This window comes from Corticimicrobacter sp., from assembly GCF_040137905.1.
GTDB lineage: Bacteria > Pseudomonadota > Gammaproteobacteria > Burkholderiales > Burkholderiaceae_B > Corticimicrobacter.
The window spans coordinates 1-15,470 of sequence record NZ_JBEFDG010000049.1; the positions used below are offsets into that span (position 1 = coordinate 1).

General features: G+C 60.8%; 12 protein-coding genes and 1 tRNA gene. 11 read left to right on the forward strand and 2 right to left on the reverse strand.

Annotation, left to right across the window (positions count from 1 at the left end):
• The 4 genes from rpoD to ABN482_RS08320 form a co-directional block, all read left to right on the forward strand.
• The coding region (gene rpoD / locus ABN482_RS08305) for an RNA polymerase sigma factor RpoD (protein WP_349503543.1) at positions 1-982 on the forward strand (982 nt) is incomplete at its 5' end.
• Positions 983-1,042: 60 nt separating this feature from the next.
• Positions 1,043-1,121, forward strand: a tRNA-Ile gene (locus ABN482_RS08310).
• 211 nt (positions 1,122-1,332) lie between these two features.
• A complete protein-coding gene (locus tag ABN482_RS08315) occupies positions 1,333-2,304 on the forward strand; it encodes a hypothetical protein (RefSeq protein ID WP_349503544.1) in 972 nt (323 codons plus the stop codon).
• Between the two features lie 443 nt (positions 2,305-2,747).
• Positions 2,748-4,382, forward strand: coding sequence for an ABC-F family ATP-binding cassette domain-containing protein (locus ABN482_RS08320; protein WP_349503545.1), 1,635 nt, complete (start codon positions 2,748-2,750; stop codon positions 4,380-4,382).
• A 163-nt stretch (positions 4,383-4,545) separates the two neighbouring features.
• Here the strand turns inward: ABN482_RS08320 and ABN482_RS08325 are convergent, their stop codons facing one another.
• On the reverse strand, positions 4,546-5,409 hold the full coding sequence (locus ABN482_RS08325; RefSeq protein WP_349503546.1) for an HD domain-containing protein: 864 nt from the start codon (positions 5,407-5,409) through the stop codon (positions 4,546-4,548).
• Positions 5,410-5,485: 76 nt separating this feature from the next.
• Here ABN482_RS08325 and ABN482_RS08330 point away from each other — a divergent pair, with 76 nt between their 5' ends.
• From ABN482_RS08330 to ABN482_RS08340, 3 genes are read left to right on the forward strand one after another with little or no spacing between them, the layout of a single operon-like run.
• Entirely contained in the window at positions 5,486-6,022 is a 537-nt protein-coding gene (locus ABN482_RS08330; RefSeq protein WP_349503547.1) for a hypothetical protein, read from the forward strand.
• 47 nt (positions 6,023-6,069) lie between these two features.
• Positions 6,070-6,456, forward strand: a complete 387-nt coding sequence (locus ABN482_RS08335) for a hypothetical protein (RefSeq protein ID WP_349503548.1) — start codon at positions 6,070-6,072, stop codon at positions 6,454-6,456.
• Positions 6,457-6,469: 13 nt separating this feature from the next.
• Positions 6,470-7,051: a M23 family metallopeptidase gene (locus ABN482_RS08340; protein ID WP_349503549.1), complete on the forward strand. Its 582-nt coding sequence runs from the start codon at positions 6,470-6,472 to the stop codon at positions 7,049-7,051.
• Positions 7,052-7,067: 16 nt separating this feature from the next.
• Here ABN482_RS08340 and ABN482_RS08345 read toward each other — a convergent pair whose 3' ends face one another.
• Positions 7,068-7,361, reverse strand: coding sequence for a hypothetical protein (locus tag ABN482_RS08345; protein ID WP_349503550.1), 294 nt, complete (start codon positions 7,359-7,361; stop codon positions 7,068-7,070).
• A gap of 102 nt (positions 7,362-7,463) precedes the next feature.
• Here ABN482_RS08345 and ABN482_RS08350 point away from each other — a divergent pair, with 102 nt between their 5' ends.
• The 4 genes from ABN482_RS08350 to ABN482_RS08365 all read left to right on the forward strand — a co-directional run bounded on the left by ABN482_RS08350 (position 7,464) and on the right by ABN482_RS08365 (position 15,422).
• The gene (locus ABN482_RS08350) at positions 7,464-8,027 is read left to right on the forward strand and encodes a 2-thiouracil desulfurase family protein (RefSeq protein ID WP_349503551.1); all 564 of its coding nucleotides are present in this window, start codon (positions 7,464-7,466) and stop codon (positions 8,025-8,027) included.
• An 82-nt stretch (positions 8,028-8,109) separates the two neighbouring features.
• On the forward strand, positions 8,110-9,555 hold the full coding sequence (locus ABN482_RS08355) for a GGDEF domain-containing protein (protein ID WP_349503552.1): 1,446 nt from the start codon (positions 8,110-8,112) through the stop codon (positions 9,553-9,555).
• Positions 9,556-9,665: 110 nt separating this feature from the next.
• The gene (locus tag ABN482_RS08360) at positions 9,666-11,948 is read left to right on the forward strand and encodes an FUSC family protein (protein ID WP_349503553.1); all 2,283 of its coding nucleotides are present in this window, start codon (positions 9,666-9,668) and stop codon (positions 11,946-11,948) included.
• A 102-nt stretch (positions 11,949-12,050) separates the two neighbouring features.
• Complete coding sequence (locus ABN482_RS08365; RefSeq protein WP_349503554.1) at positions 12,051-15,422, forward strand: ankyrin repeat domain-containing protein; 3,372 nt, start codon at positions 12,051-12,053, stop codon at positions 15,420-15,422.
• Positions 15,423-15,470: the final 48 nt, after the last annotated feature.

Below are 15,470 nucleotides of genomic sequence, written 5' to 3' on the forward strand. Positions count from 1 at the left end.
GCAACTCTGCGTGCGTGACGCCCGCATGCCGCGTGCCGACTTCCTGCGCCTGTTCCCGGGCAATGAAGTCGACATGGACTGGGCTGCCGACCTCGCCAAAGGCAAGGCCAAGTACGCCGAAGCATTGGGCAACCTGCAGGCTGACATCCAGCGCTGCCAGCAGAAGCTGGTCGATCTGGAAACAGAAAGCAGCCTGAGCCTGGCCGAAATCAAGGACATCAACCGTCGCATGTCGATCGGTGAAGCGAAAGCTCGCCGCGCGAAGAAGGAGATGGTTGAAGCGAACCTGCGTCTGGTGATCTCCATCGCCAAGAAGTACACCAACCGCGGCCTGCAATTCCTCGACCTGATCCAGGAAGGCAACATCGGCCTGATGAAGGCGGTGGACAAGTTCGAATACCGGCGCGGCTACAAGTTCTCCACGTATGCCACGTGGTGGATTCGCCAGGCCATTACGCGCTCGATCGCCGACCAGGCCCGCACCATCCGGATCCCGGTGCACATGATCGAAACGATCAACAAGATGAACCGGATCAACCGCCAGATCCTGCAGGAAACCGGTGCCGAGCCCGATCCCGCTACCCTGGCACAGAAGATGGACATGCCCGAGGACAAGATCCGCAAGATCCTCAAGATCGCCAAGGAGCCGATTTCGATGGAAACCCCCATCGGCGACGACGACGATTCGCACCTGGGCGATTTCATCGAGGACACGGCTACGCTGGCCCCGGCCGAAGCCGCGCTGCATGGTTCGATGCGCGACGTGGTCAAGGAAGTGCTCGATTCGCTTACCCCGCGCGAGGCCAAGGTGCTGCGCATGCGCTTCGGTATCGAGATGAGCACCGACCAGACGCTGGAAGAAGTCGGCAAGCAGTTCGACGTGACCCGCGAGCGCATTCGCCAGATCGAGGCCAAGGCACTGCGCAAGCTGCGCCACCCGAGCCGCGCCGACAAGCTCAAGAGTTTCCTGGAAGGGCAGTAAGCCCTTTGCAGGCATCAGGGGGCAATGGCACACCAAAATGTGTAAAATAGCCCTCTTTTCGCCCCTCTAGCTCATGCTTGGTTAGAGCAGCGGACTCATAATCCGTTGGTGCCGTGTTCGACTCACGGGGGGGGTACCAAGAATTTTTTCCCGCAGGTTGGGGATGCTGACGCCACCTTTATAGGTGGCGTTTTTTTGTGCGATTGTTTTGGGTTGTGGTTAATATTGGATTTGGCTTGAGGTTCTGGCTGTCTGGAATCGGCCAAGAGCAGAAAATTTGCAACCTGAAAAGGTGCCTATGCGCAAGGTGCCAGGATCGCCTGTGCGGATTCATCAACGAAGGAGGATCAATGCCAACACTTGCCAATGCGCGCTACCCGAAGCCCACGAGTTGGGACGAGTTTGAAGACATCTGCCTCAGCTCCTTCAAGACGCGCTGGAGAAGCCCCGATCTGCAACGGCATGGCCGGCAGGGGCAGGCGCAGCTCGGCGTAGATATTTACGGAGAGGACAATCTGTCGCGCCCCGTCGGCATTCAATGCAAGAACACCATACATGGCATCACCACTGCTCTCATCGCAGCGGAGATCGCGGAAGCCGAGAAGTTCAAACCTGCCCTCCAGAGCCTTTTCATCGCTACGACAGCCGACACCGACAAGACGCTACAGGCGCACGTCAGGGCTCTGTCTGCGACTCGTGCAGCAGCAGGAAAGTTCACCGTGGACATCGTGTTCTGGGATGCCATTGAGCACGATCTTTCGGGCGACCCGCGCGAGCTTGCGAAGCATTACCAGCCGTTCTTTCATCCTTCACCTGTACCAACATCTACGCCCCTGGTTTCCCCAAGCATCTCGCTGCATCGCGCTCGAGACATTCAGAGCCTGACGCAATTGCTCAGCGTCATCGACATTGATGCAACGCAAGGGTACCTCTACTATGTGCCGAAGTTTGTGAACATCAACTTCCTGGAGCACACAACCCCCATCTCGAGCACCATGGGTTCCAACACCTTTGGTCTTTACGACGCGCAGCTAAAGACTCATCTGTCTGAGTGGGTGGATCAATGGATGTACTTGGCAGGCCTGATCCGAAGCACTCCGGCGTACGACCTCATCCCGAGAAGTTCTACTCTCCGGTTCTACATGCCGGGGGATTTCATCCAGGATCCCGCGGAGCAAAAGCAATACGACCTTATCAAGGAAGAAGGCAAAAAATTTTTTCGTCTGCAGCAGGTTTTCTGCGATTTCGTCCGCGCCAACTACCCGGAGATTAATCTCTCACAGACTAGTCTCACCGCGAGGAAAATCTACCAATCTTGCTGATATAGCCTGGAATTACCAGCCGTTACTGCTTATTCGGCGGGAAAAGCGGGCTTCTACTGCTTCATCCGTTTCCCGTCATAACCGTGCAGGTAGGTTGATATCGTAGCGAGGGACGCGTGCAGCAAGTTGTCAAGCATTGACGTTCGGTCAGCACCCTGGTGAAGTGCATGCGATGCGTGCATGTGACGCATCCAATGCGGAGAGGCCAAGTGTTGCGACGCTGGAAAGCCGCCCTTGGTGAACTTCAGCTTTGGGTCGAAAGCATACTGTTCGTTGGCGAAAATGGGGGAGACGTCGTCCCGTATACCACCAGTCATTCGGTAGCGGGCCACTGCTTACGAACCCCTATCTGGATACCGTACGGGCAGCCATCGCCTGAATCGGTTATCCTCTCCCCCGCCGGTTTTCGGCATTACTCCTATTCCCAAGCGGTCCTTCCCTGCATGATCCGGTTTCAGCAAGTCTCGCTGGCAAGAGGCGTCAAGCCCTTGCTGGAGAAAGTCGATCTCATCCTCAACCCCAGCGACAAGATAGGCCTTATCGGCGCCAACGGTGCGGGCAAATCCAGCCTGTTCGCCCTGCTTCGCGGTGAACTTCACACCGACCAGGGGGATCTCAGCTACCCCCCGAACTGGCGCGTGGCCTATGTGGCGCAGGAAACACCGGCGCTGGATCGCTCGGCCATTGACTACGCAATCGACGGCGATGTAGAACTGCGCCGCCTTGAGGCCCGGCTGGCCGAGGTGGAAGCCGCTGCCGACACATCCGAAAACGGCCTGCTGATCGGCGAGCTGTATGCAGCCCTGGCAGATGCCGACGCCTACACCGTCCGCTCGCGGGCGGAACAGTTGCTGACCGGCCTGGGCTTCTCGATGGCTCAGATGGACCAGCCCCTGACCAGCTTTTCAGGTGGCTGGCGGATGCGGCTGAACCTGGCACAAGCGCTAATGTGCCCGTCCGAACTGCTGTTGCTGGACGAACCCACCAACCACTTGGATCTGGATGCCATCCTGTGGCTGGAAGACTGGTTGAAGCGCTATCCCGGCACCTTGCTGGTGATTTCGCATGACCGCGACTTCCTCGACGAGGTGGTCAACGTGGTGGTTCACGTCGATGAGCGCAAACTAAAGCGCTATGCGGGCAACTATTCCGCCTTCGAACGCCAGCGCGCCGCACAACTGGAACTGGCAGCCGGTGCCATCGAAAAGCAGATGCGCCAACGCGCACATCTGCAATCGTTCATCAATCGCTTCAAAGCCCAGGCCTCGAAAGCGCGCCAGGCGCAAAGCCGGATCAAGGCACTGGCGAAGATGGAAGAGTTGGCACCCTTGCGCGCCGCTGCAGAGTTTTCCTTCGAATTCCGGGAGCCGGACCGCGCACCCGATCCGCTGCTGCTCATGGACGCCGTCCAGGCCGGTTACCCCGCCACGGACGACGGCGGTGCCAACAAGATCGTCATCAAGGACATCAATTTTTCGCTGCAGGGCGGCCAGCGCATTGGACTGCTCGGCGTGAACGGAGCGGGCAAGTCCACCTTCATCAAGACCATCGCCGGGGAATTGCAGGCGCTGGGCGGCGAGGCGATTTTCGGCAAGGGCCTGTCGATCGGTTATTTCGCCCAGCATCAAGTCGAGATGCTACGCCACGATGAATCGCCCTTGTGGCACATGATCAAGCAGGCTCCCGGCACCCGCGAACAGGAACTGCGTAACTTCTTGGGCAGCTTCAACTTCGCCGGGGCGATGGCAACAAGCAGCATCGCGCCCTTCTCGGGCGGCGAGAAAGCCCGCCTGGCCTTGGCGCTGATCGTCTGGCAACGACCCAACCTGCTGTTGCTGGACGAACCGACCAATCACCTGGACCTGGAAACCCGCGAAGCGCTCACCATGGCCCTGGCGCAATTCGAAGGCACCCTGGTGCTGGTATCGCACGATCGCCACTTACTGCGTGCCACCACCGACCAGTTCATCATCGTAGCCGACGGCCAGGTCGAACCCTTCGACGGCGACCTCAACGACTACCGCGACTGGCTATTCAAGACCAAGCTGAACGCCAAGGCCAACACGGCCCTGAAATAAAGCACGCCGCTGTGCTGCGCACCGCCAGTGATGTCGAAGTTCATTGGAGGAAATTCCAATGAGCCTTAAGCGATTGGCGACCGACTGCGTTCACTGCAAGGCAGCCATGGGCTAGGCCGGCTCCAAAGGCTGCGATGGGTCGAAAACCGTCACCCACAATCGATCACCCCACTACTGGCTCCTCCCAAGCCAACTCCCACAACCGCCGATCCGCCTTCGTCATCGCATTCAGCAGATCACGTTTTTCACGCAGGTAGACAATCGAGAAGTGCGGATCATGCCTGACGATACTGCTGGTGTTGCTGATCAGGTCGGCGCATTTGATGGTCTGTATCCAGCCGGGGCAGGCGGCCAGCCGCTCGCATGACAGGCGCTTGCGCGTGGCACGGTTGCCCTGCTCAAGGTCGGACAGGCCCGCCACGCCCAGGGCGACGGTTGTGCCGAAGCGGCTCTCGATGTCCGCTAGCGTGACATCCTGGTCTTCCACGCAGTCGTGCAGCCATGCCGATGCGATCATGGCGTCTGCGCTGGCACCTTGATGGGCCTCGTGGGCGACTGTGGCTACAATACCGGCGACTTCTGCCAGATGGTCTGCATAAGGGGTGCCGGAGTATTTGCGTACCTGATTCCTGTGCGCGTGTCGTGCAAAAATCATGGCTTCGAATGCGATGGACACGATGCTTCTTCCGTATATATCGATGAGGGTTGTGGCTACCATTATTGCATCGATCACTTTCTGAGTTGCCTTGTCCAAATGCGTGGCCTGCCAAACAATTGCGTACTGTTTCCGGAAGATCAGCCGGTTGATCCGTTCCATTTTCGCTGCTGTGGCGACGAGGATCTGGTGTTTTTGCGTTGTGCGCATTGCGGCCATATCTGGGTGCATTGCCATGAGTGCGATACGCTGTATGTGGATCTGGATGACCTTGATCGGATCGAGGCTGCCATGTCGAAAAAACGCCTGATTTGTGTGTGCTGTGACACACCGTTCGAGGATCTCTATTTTCTCCAGCCGCACGTAGTACATCGCTATATGCCGACGGCCGAGCAGGTTATCGCTGCAGGTTACGGCCGTTATCTGGCAGACGCTCTGAGGAGTCGATATGGCATTGCCTGAGCCCGTCCACTTGTTTACCCGAGCCGATCTTGAACGGGTGATCGAGGCTGGCGATCTCGAAGCCATCGCCCGTCGCACGGCTTGCGCGCTTGAGATGCGGGTGTATCTGTCGGATGCATTCATCCATGCCAGTTCAGAGGAAACCATCCGTGTGAGCTGGTTGCGCAAATCTTCAGCGCATGATGGACTGGCAATGTGGCTGGCCGCGGAGTGGCAGGCGGGAGAGGGGCAGGCGGGAGAGGGGCAGGTCGTGGGGGCAGAACGCCTGGGGTGCGGAGCGACTCGTGCAAGTGTGTTCACCCGTTATCTGCGCAGTGCTGCATTCCGGCCCATAGGTGAAGACGAATTCAATACACGCCTGCAGGCCAGCGCCAGCGACCTGCGGGATCCTCTGTTTCTGCCGCTGCTGGCAGGTTTTGTCGGGGCTTTGCTGATGCAGGAAATCGATCGTGACCTGATCGTTTCCCTGCTGGCAGAATATCGCGATGGCTGGCTGCATTTCTATTGGGACAGTACGGCCTGAGCGATACGGGCCGGGTCGGGCGAATCGGTCGGATGGGGAGAGCAAGGATGCGCAAAGTATGGAGTGAAGAGCTGCAAACGGTGGTGGCACAGGCAGATACGCGCGATTACCGCAGCCGCTGGGCCTGCTTTTCCTGTCGCACGGCGTTCGTCCGCTGGCGACCCGCAGCAGATGAGGCGCGGATGGCGATCTGCCCGACTTGCAAGGCACCGGCTCGCGATATGGGATATCTGTTCACGCCACCGCCGAGGCGGGATCAGCGGGCCTGGGCACGGATGCGGGTCCTGGCAGATCATGGCATCCGCTTTCATCGCACCGGATCGGTGGCCTTTATCAATGCCTTCCTGCTGACGGATGGAGTGGGGTCGGCGAGGGCGCTCGACCAGGCCGTCGTGCGCTGGAAGAAATGCTGGCGCAGCGGGGGTACGCTGTGAGCGAGGAGAATGAATGACGATGTCGACCGGGGTGTCTGGCACAAGACGGTTTTTGCGGCGGCTGTTGGTACTGGCCCTGCTGGCCGGGCTGGCTCTCTGGGGCTGGCCGAGACTGCCCGATGCGGCGCGTGCGCCCTGGCATATGGTGCGGATGCTGCTGCAGGATGCGCCCGTGGCTTTGCCGGTGCCTGTGCAGGGTGTGGTGCCGCGTCAACTGGCCGATACCTGGGGGGCAGCCCGTTCCAGTGGTCGCCGGCACGAGGGGATCGATATTTTTGCCCGGCGTGGTACGCCGGTGCTGTCAGCCACTGAAGGTGTCGTGGTGCGTATCGGCACCAACAACCTGGGCGGGCAGGTGGTCTGGGTGCTGGGGCCGGGTGGGCAGCGCCATTATTATGCGCATCTGGATGACTATGCCGATATCTCTACCGGCCAATTGCTGGCGGCAGGGGATGTAGTGGGCTATATGGGGGATACCGGCAATGCGCGCGGTACGCCGCCCCATCTGCACTATGGCATCTATGAAACAGGTGGAGCCATCAATCCCTATCCGCTGTTGATGGCCCCACTCAGTGTGGCGGTGCCGGGACAATGAACGCATGCGAGGGGTCTCAGCGCGCCAGTCGCACCTCGAAATATGCCTCGCCTTCGCCGAGCGCATGCAGCCCGTCGTTGCGGGCCCTGCCGGCGGCGGTCAGCCACTGGCGTGCCAGCGTGATGTCGGTATCGGACAGTTCCGACTCCGAGGATTCTTCGGCCTGCTGCCAGGCGCGATAGGCCGGGGCGACGGCCTCTTCGCCACCCAGGGCGCGTTCCAGGGTTTTTCGAAAACGAGCCTCGGCTTCCAGCCGGGCACGTTCGCCCATGTCGTGCGGGGCATCCTGGAGGGTGATGGTGTAGGTCATGGTTGGCAATCTCATGGTTGGCAATTTATTTGCTGTTTATTTATACAGTATTTTTGCGTGAATTGACAATATCCGGCTCCATGAGGATCATTCCTGCCTGATATGAATCACGATTCCGATACGACGACAGCGGCACTGGCACCGGTCAGCGCGCCACCGCAGCGGGTGCTGGTCAGCGCCTGCCTGATGGGAGAGCCTGTACGCTACGATGGTGCACACAAGCGTCTGGAGAGCACGATATTGCAGCGCTGGCGTGCCGAAGGTCGTGTCGTGGTGTGCTGTCCCGAGCTGGCGGGTGGCCTGTCGGTGCCGCGCCTGCCAGCCGAGATCGCGCCGGGGGCCGAAGGCCATGCCGTGCTGGCCGGGCGTGCCCGGGTGCTGGATCGGTGTGGGCGGGATCTCTCGGCGGCCTTTGTCGAGGGCGCAGCGCGCGCCCTGGCGCTGGTACGTCAGCATGGTATACGGGTGGCCGTGCTCAAGGAGGGGAGTCCCTCCTGTGGTACCGGCCATATCTACGATGGAACCTTCGGCGGCACGATGGTGGCCGCCCAGGGGGTAACGGCAGCTTTGCTGATCCAGGCGGGATTGAGCGTATTCAGCGAGACGCAGATGCCAGAGGCCGATGCGGCCTTGCGTGCCGGCCTGTCCGGATCACGGCATTCTTGACAATAGTTGTTTTTTGCGGTGTGTCACTCGTGCACGGGCGCGGCTACACTTGATTCGACAAAAAAAACAATCGAGAGCCGCCATGCAACAGTTCTGTACCGCTCTGCTCAAGACCGACCATCATCGCCAGCCTGCCCGCTTCATTCAGGTGCTGGCCATATTTGGCGTGACGCTGCTGGCCGTGCTGTTGGGGGGGCTGACCCGGACGTTCGATGGCTTTTCCATCCTGTGGCCGGCCAATGCGCTGCTGCTGGGGCTGTTTGTGCGTGTGCCAAAGTACAACACGCTGGCTGCGTGGGGGGCTGCCGCATTGGCGTATGTCTGTGCCGAGATGCTGCTTGGGCGCATGCCCGCAGTGGCGCTGTGGCTGGCGGTCGCCAACCTGTCGGGGGTCGCGGCAGGCTATTTTATGTTGCATCGCTCAAGAGCACGCTTGTCTGAGCTTTCCGAACCCGCTGTCATGCTGCACCTGTTTGCCGTATGCCTGGGGGCGGCTGCCGTTTCGGCCCTGGCGGGATGCGGATTGCTGGCAGTGACCCTGGAATATAACCTGGCAAATGCCTGGGGGCTGTGGTTCAGTGGGGAGCTGTTGAACTACGTGATGTTTCTGCCGTTGCTGCTCAGTATCCCTTATGCCGCTGCCGCGCAGCAGCCGGGCGGGCAGCGTCAGGAAGATGCGTTCTGGACGCGTTGGCACCATCGGCAGACTTATCCGTTGTTGGCACTGGTGGCCAGTATCGTGCTGGCCTGGTGGATCGGTGGGCCGGGGGCGATTGCCTATCCCGTGCTGGCCCTGCTGTGGTGTGCACTCGAGTATCGATTGTTCCAGACGGCTGCCGTCACGGCCGTGACCTGTGCGATCTTGCTGCTGTTCATGTCGGCATCTCTGGCCAGTCTGCTGTTCGTTGACGAATACGTGCATGCGATGATGTCGTTGCGCATGGGCGTGCTGTTGATTGCGCTGGCACCGCTGACGGTTTCGTGCGTGAATGCAGCCCGCGACCGTCTGCTCAAGTCGCTGGATCATGCGGTCAGCTACGATGCGCTGACCGATGCGCTGTCGCGGCGGGTCTTCATGGAGCGCAGCGTGGCGGCGCTGGAGAGGCTCAAGCGTCGAGGTTTGCAGGCCAGCGTGCTGATGCTGGATATCGATCATTTCAAGCGGATCAACGATACCTATGGCCATGCAACTGGAGACAAGGTATTGGCCCAGTTGGCGGCGACCGTGCAGCAGATGCTGCGTGATCCTGATCTCTTCGGGCGGCTGGGGGGCGAGGAGTTTGCAGTCTTTCTGCCTGAAACAGGACGGCAGGATGCCCTGGCGGTTGCCGAGCGCCTGCGCAGCGCGATCAAACGCATCGAAGTCGAATCCGATGCAGGGGACGCGGTGGTCTTTACGGCCAGTATCGGCGTGGTGCATTGGCATGCGGCGCATCACACCGACATGTCGACACTTTTGTCACGGGCAGACCAGGCACTCTATCTCGCCAAGCGTGGTGGGCGCGACAGGGTGGAGCTGGCGGTGTGATGCGCAGAATGGTTGCGTCTTTCAGGCATCTGGGCCTGATGTGCCATTGGCGGTATTAGGCCGACAACATAAGTGTTAAAAAGACGGTCGCGACATCACCACCACGCAGCATGGACATCCGCTTCGGCCAACTGACCCAGTTCATCTACAGCCACCATCTCTTTACCGGAGTGAGGCAGGCTGTCGGCATGCTGTTGCCGGTCGTGGTGCTGGGTGGCCTGTTCGGCCTTTACGCAATGGGCCTGGTGGCGACGTTCGGGGCCTTGTGCGTGGCCATCATCGACCAGCCTGGGCCGCATCGCCACCGCATGAACGAGATGCTGCTGGCGACGCTGCTGGGGACGTTGACCGTCACGGTGACGGGCCTGGCCAGCGGCCACGAGTGGCTGATCTGGGTGGCGATCATCGGCCAGAGTTTCTTTTTCTCGATGCTGACGGTGTTCGGACTGCGAGGCGGGCTGATCGGCTTCGCCTGCCTGCTGCTGATGACGATCACCATGCATACACCGCTGACCCCGGCGCAGGTCTGGCCTCATGTGCTGGCTTCGCTGGGCGGCGGATTGTTCTACGTGGCATTCAGCCTGGGGCTGGGCTGGCTGATGGGGCTGCGCCAGGAGCGTCAGGCGCTGTCGACGGCACTGTTCGCGACGGCCGACTACGTGGCCGCGCGTGCAGACCTGTACGACAGCACGCTGGATCTCGATGAAAGCTACCGGCGGCTGATCCTGCGCCAGGCGCGCATGACCGACGAGCATCAGGCGGCACGCGACATGATCCTGCGCATGGTGCAGACCCGCACGCGCGGGGCGGCACCGGGGCACCCGGCACGGGTGCGGCTGTGGAATATCTTCATCGACATGATCGCCATCCTCGATACCATGGTGGCGACCTCGACGGATTACACCCTGCTGCGGCGCGCCCTGCATGATGCCGATGTGCTGCTGTTCGCGCGCGATGCGCTGGGCAAGCTGTCGAATGACCTTCGCAGGATTGCGCTGGCGGTGGCCCGCAACCGGCCGGCACTGCACCGTACCAGCGTCAAGGCCGAGTTGCGCGCCATCGAGTTCGAGATCGATCAGTTGCGCCAACAGGATTATGCCCGCCGCGAGCCGGAGGTCTATGCCCTGTTGATCCAGGTACTGCGCCGGCTGCGCAATGCCACGCGGATCGTCGAGCGGCTCTATGAGCATACCCAGGCACGTGGTGCGATCCAGCCCATTGGCGGAGCGCGCCTGCAGCAGTCACTGACCCGTTTCCTGTCGCGCCAGAGCTTTCGCCTGGGGCTGTTGCGCAGCCATCTGCGGCTCAACTCGCCGCATTTCCGCTATGCATTGAGGGTCAGCCTGGCGGTGACGCTGGGGCTGATGGTCTCGTCGTTCTGGCTCTCCGGCAGTCATCTGATCGAGCATGGCTACTGGATCATCCTGACGATCGTGGTCATCATGAAGCCGGGTTTTGCCATGACCCGCCAGCGCAATGCATGGCGATTGAGCGGCACGCTGCTGGGCTGCGTGGTAACGGTGATTCTGATGAAACTGGGCATCGGCAATTCATGGCTGCTGCTGGCACTGGTAGTCAGTTGCATCATGGGCAACAGCCTGCTGCTGCTCAACTATATGTTGAGCTCGGCTTTCAATACCGTGTTCGTGTTGCTGGGTTTTCATTTCATGGCACCCGGTTCGCTGATGGTGATCGGCGAGCGTGCGCTGGATACGCTGATCGGCTGCGTGATCGCGCTGCTGTGCAGCTATGTGCTGCCCTGGTGGGAGTCCCGTCACATGGGCGGACTGGTGCGGGCGGCCACCCGTGCCAACCGGCATTACCTGGAGGCTGGCATGCTGTATGTGGATCGCCTGCAGGCGATCCACTCGACCGCGGGTGAATCCGGCTTGCCGGTATCGATGGTTGTGCCGGAAAGCGCGGGGCAAGGGCTGGCTGCGGAACAGGAGGCCGGCACCTCTTCTGGCGAGGGCGGGCAGAATGAAGCCGAAGAGGCGCGCATCAACATGCAACTGGCGCGCAAGAACGTGCACATCGCCTTCGGCAATTATGCCGAGGCGTTCTACCGGATGATGAATGAGCCACGCTCGAAACAGCATCACGTGCCCGAGTTGAACAATATGCTGATCCAGCATCATGTGCTGGCATCGCAGATCAGTGCGATCATTGCACGCCTGGCGACGCTCGACAGCGTACCACCCACTGTGTTGCAGACACTGCTCTGGCTGGATCGCATGCTGGGTGAAAAGGGTGCGGTACCTGCCCAGCCCGAAGCGTTGTCGGACCTGCCGCCAGAGCTCGATGACCTGCGCTACTCGCTCAAGCAGATGGTGCGTGCCGCACAGATGATTCGTCAGGAAAGCGCGGTGCTGCGCGAAGCCGAAGGCGACTGACGGTCATCAAGTCGAGGTGGTGTTTTGCACGGTATGCAAAGCACGGGAGGCCACAGGCGGATATGATGCGTCCTTTGCATTCGCCACAGGCACCTCACGTCCATGTTTTTCCGTCGCAAGCCGCAGGATCTGTGTGATTCCATCCAGGCCGGCAACCTGCAGAGCGTCCGCCGCTACATCAATGCCGACAATTGCAACGAACCCGACGAATATGGGCGTACGCCGCTCCACCATGCCGTGCTGGGCAATCAGGCCGAGGTTGCCCGCTACCTGCTGTCGCTGGGCTGCGAACCCGCAACGGGCGATCCGGGGCAGCGCCGGGGGCTGATGGAGGAGGTGCTGCGGTCGCTGTCGCTGCCGCTGATCGAAGCCTTCGTGGCGGCGGGTGTGCCGCTGCCGGAACAGATAGACGGGTTGCCGCTGCTGCATGCCCTGATTCGACACGAGGGTGTCGATGAAAAACTGTTCGCTTTCCTGATCTCGCAGGGGCTGGATCTGAACCAGATTGATACGCGGGCCACGTCCAGAACGGTATTGGCACACTATCTGGGTATGACCTCGGGCAGCATCAGTCTGGAGCGCGTGCGCTGGCTGATCCGGCTGGGTGCCGACGTGAACCTGGCACCCGGGGCATGGCTCTCGCCACTGTATGTGGCATTGCATAACCCGTCCCTGCCGGATCACAGCATCGCTCCGAGCGAGGCGACCTTCGAGCGGGTGCTCGATATACTGCACGAGTCCGGCCTGGTCGCCGATCTCGACATGGATGCCTCGGGACATGTGGGGCTGGCACTGCGTGCGCTGGAGCAGCGCAAGTGGGCAGGATTCGTCCGGCTGCTGGAGCTGGGTGTGCGCATTCCGGAAAACGAACGCATCTGGCTGGCACCGTTTTTTGTCAGGGACAACTTCAGCCCGGCGCTGACCCTGCGGCTGATGGCCGTGAACGAGGCGTGCGGGCTGGATCTGCCGGTCAGCATACGCCTGCATCACGCCAGGGGCATGCGCAAGATCGTCGAGGATCTGCCGCAGGACAGTCCCAGCGTGCACCGCATGTTCCGCGACCTCGCGGTGGCCTCCGGTTTTTCCTGCGAGGAAAAGCTGTCCTTGCTGGGCGAGTTGCTGGATAAAGGCGCGGATATCAACACCGATGCGGTCTGCGATCCGTTTGTGGTCAGCGCACTGCAGATGGCGGTCGGCTGGCCGGAAAAGGTCGAGCACAGCGATGCCCTGATTCCCTGGCTGCTGGATCGTGGTGCTGCCATCGAGTGCCACGGCCTGTCTGCGTTCTATCTGGCCGTATGGCTCGAGCACATGGAGTATGCCGGGCTGCTGGCCGATCGTGGTGCCCAGTTGTTCTATCGTGACTACAAGGGACGGACGATCTTTTCCCAACTGTTCAATGCGCGGCCCGGTCGGGGCGGCATGAACCACAGCCAGACCTGCGATGTCCTGCTGCGGTTGCATGCAATCTATCGCAGCCGCAATGCCGAGTTGCCGCTGAACGAGACCTTCGAGTACGGAGAAAAAGTCCATGACTGGGTGAACCGGTCGCGATTGCTGCCGGAGGCCGCATGCATGTACAGCGCGCAGTTCAGCATGCCGCTGATGCGTCGGGTGCTCGATATCGGCTGGCCCTTGAATGCCGAGATCAGGACCGATGACTTCAGCGGCAATATCGTGGCCTATTTCCTGCGCTATGCGCACATGCATGAGGACCTCAGCCCGTTTCTGGAGGCCCTGCCCGAGTCCGAGATACTGGATGTGAACAGCCCGGAATCGGGCGATCCCCTGCGACAGGCCATCGTGTCCGTGTCCGCAGCAAGGACACTGGAGTACCTGCTTGAACGTGTCGATGACCTGGATCGCTGTGTCCGGTGGCATGTCAACGGCAAGACCACCGAGTATATCGATGAGCCTTATCTGATCTATGCAATGGACTCGATCCGCCCGGGCTTCCTGGAGCGCAAGACACCCGAGCACCAGGCCTATGTCTGGCGCGTGTGCCGGCAACTGCTCGAGCATGGTGCCGATCCGAACGTGGAAACGCAGGCCCGGCTCCAGCCGAGCGCGAACAGTACGTCGGGCGTGACGCGGCTGTGCACCACGGCGCTGGAGGAGGCTGCTGCCCACAGTCTGTTCGATGTCTTCACCCTGCTGCTCGATCATGGTGCCGACCCGCACCGCAGAACCTGCATCAAGCAAGAACAGCTTGTGCACTATCTGTGCACGCGACAAAGCGGCCACCCGGCCGAGGAAATCATCCGCTACCTGGATGAACTGGAACGTCGCGGCCTGCTGGATATAGAGGCCCGCACCCGGCAGAACGCTACGCCGCTCCTGTACGCGGCCTCCAAATGCCAGACGGCGCTGGTGCGCTATTTCCTGGAGCGCGGGGCGGACGTACATGCAGAAGGGGGCTTCGACAATTCTTGCGCACTGCACCGGGCCATCAGCAACTGGGACTGGGTCGGCAAGGAAAACCGGCGCGAAACCGTCCTGGCATTGCTGGCCGGTGGTGCCAATGTCAACCAGACCGATCCCGATGGTGATACTCCGCTGACGGCTGCGGCGCTTTATGGCTGCCTGACCGTGGTCGAGGCATTGCTGGCACACGGTACGGATGTCAACCGGGCCGGGGCCAAGCAGCGCTCTGCCTTGCATCAGGCCATCATGGGGTCGTACAACTATGACAGTTACCCCGAAGACGCGGACTGCGAAGACAAGTATGAGTTCGATGCGCCGGCCAAGCTGCGCATCGTCGAACTTCTGCTGGAGCAGGGGGCCGAGATCGAGGCTGTCGATGAGGATGGCGATACGCCGCTGATCTGCGCCATCTACATGGACCGGTTCGATATTTTCCACTTGCTGCTCAAGCAGGGGGCCGATATCAACCGTCTCGACGGTCGCGGGCGCACGCCCTTGATGATTGCCATGGAGTTTGGCGAGCTGCGCTATCCCAACAGCATGGGGCATGACCAGCGTATCCTCGAGACGCTGCATCATGTGGCCGGCAATGGCAACAATCTGCTCCATGCCATCAGCCTGCGCAACGATCATGCCTCGGCGATGGATTTTTTCCGGACGGCGATGGAAGCGATGGAGGTGGAGTACAAGGCCAATGCCGCATTGATCACCCCGCTGCATTATGCGGCCTACCGAGGCAACCTCGATATCGTGCGCTATTGCTGCGAACAGGGTATTGATGCCAATGCCGCCGACCATGCCGGCAATACACCGCTGCACACGGCCTTGATGTCGTCGCCGGACGGGCCGGACGGCATTGGCGAAGCACATGTGCGGGAGATCGTCACCAGTCTGTTGACGGCCGGTGCGGATCCGAACCGGGCCAATGCCGAGGGCAGGACACCGCTCGATCTGGCGGTGCGCCAGGAGCTGACGGACTGCGTGACGCTGATGAGCGTGCTGTCGGCCTCGACGGCCATGTATGGCCCGGCGGGGCACAATCTGTCGTGATCAGATCGTGCGTGTAAATCGCCATCCGTACCATGAGGATGGCTGTCT

Coding starts and splice junctions, on each gene's coding strand:
- ABN482_RS08345 (WP_349503550.1), bottom strand. CDS start 7,361: ATGACCTACACCATCACCCTCCAGGATGCCCCGCACGACATGGGCGAA.
- ABN482_RS08360 (WP_349503553.1), top strand. CDS start 9,666: ATGGACATCCGCTTCGGCCAACTGACCCAGTTCATCTACAGCCACCAT.
- ABN482_RS08365 (WP_349503554.1), top strand. CDS start 12,051: ATGTTTTTCCGTCGCAAGCCGCAGGATCTGTGTGATTCCATCCAGGCC.
- ABN482_RS08330 (WP_349503547.1), top strand. CDS start 5,486: ATGGCATTGCCTGAGCCCGTCCACTTGTTTACCCGAGCCGATCTTGAA.
- ABN482_RS08340 (WP_349503549.1), top strand. CDS start 6,470: ATGACGATGTCGACCGGGGTGTCTGGCACAAGACGGTTTTTGCGGCGG.
- ABN482_RS08355 (WP_349503552.1), top strand. CDS start 8,110: ATGCAACAGTTCTGTACCGCTCTGCTCAAGACCGACCATCATCGCCAG.
- ABN482_RS08335 (WP_349503548.1), top strand. CDS start 6,070: ATGCGCAAAGTATGGAGTGAAGAGCTGCAAACGGTGGTGGCACAGGCA.
- ABN482_RS08320 (WP_349503545.1), top strand. CDS start 2,748: ATGATCCGGTTTCAGCAAGTCTCGCTGGCAAGAGGCGTCAAGCCCTTG.
- ABN482_RS08325 (WP_349503546.1), bottom strand. CDS start 5,409: ATGTACTACGTGCGGCTGGAGAAAATAGAGATCCTCGAACGGTGTGTC.
- ABN482_RS08350 (WP_349503551.1), top strand. CDS start 7,464: ATGAATCACGATTCCGATACGACGACAGCGGCACTGGCACCGGTCAGC.
- ABN482_RS08315 (WP_349503544.1), top strand. CDS start 1,333: ATGCCAACACTTGCCAATGCGCGCTACCCGAAGCCCACGAGTTGGGAC.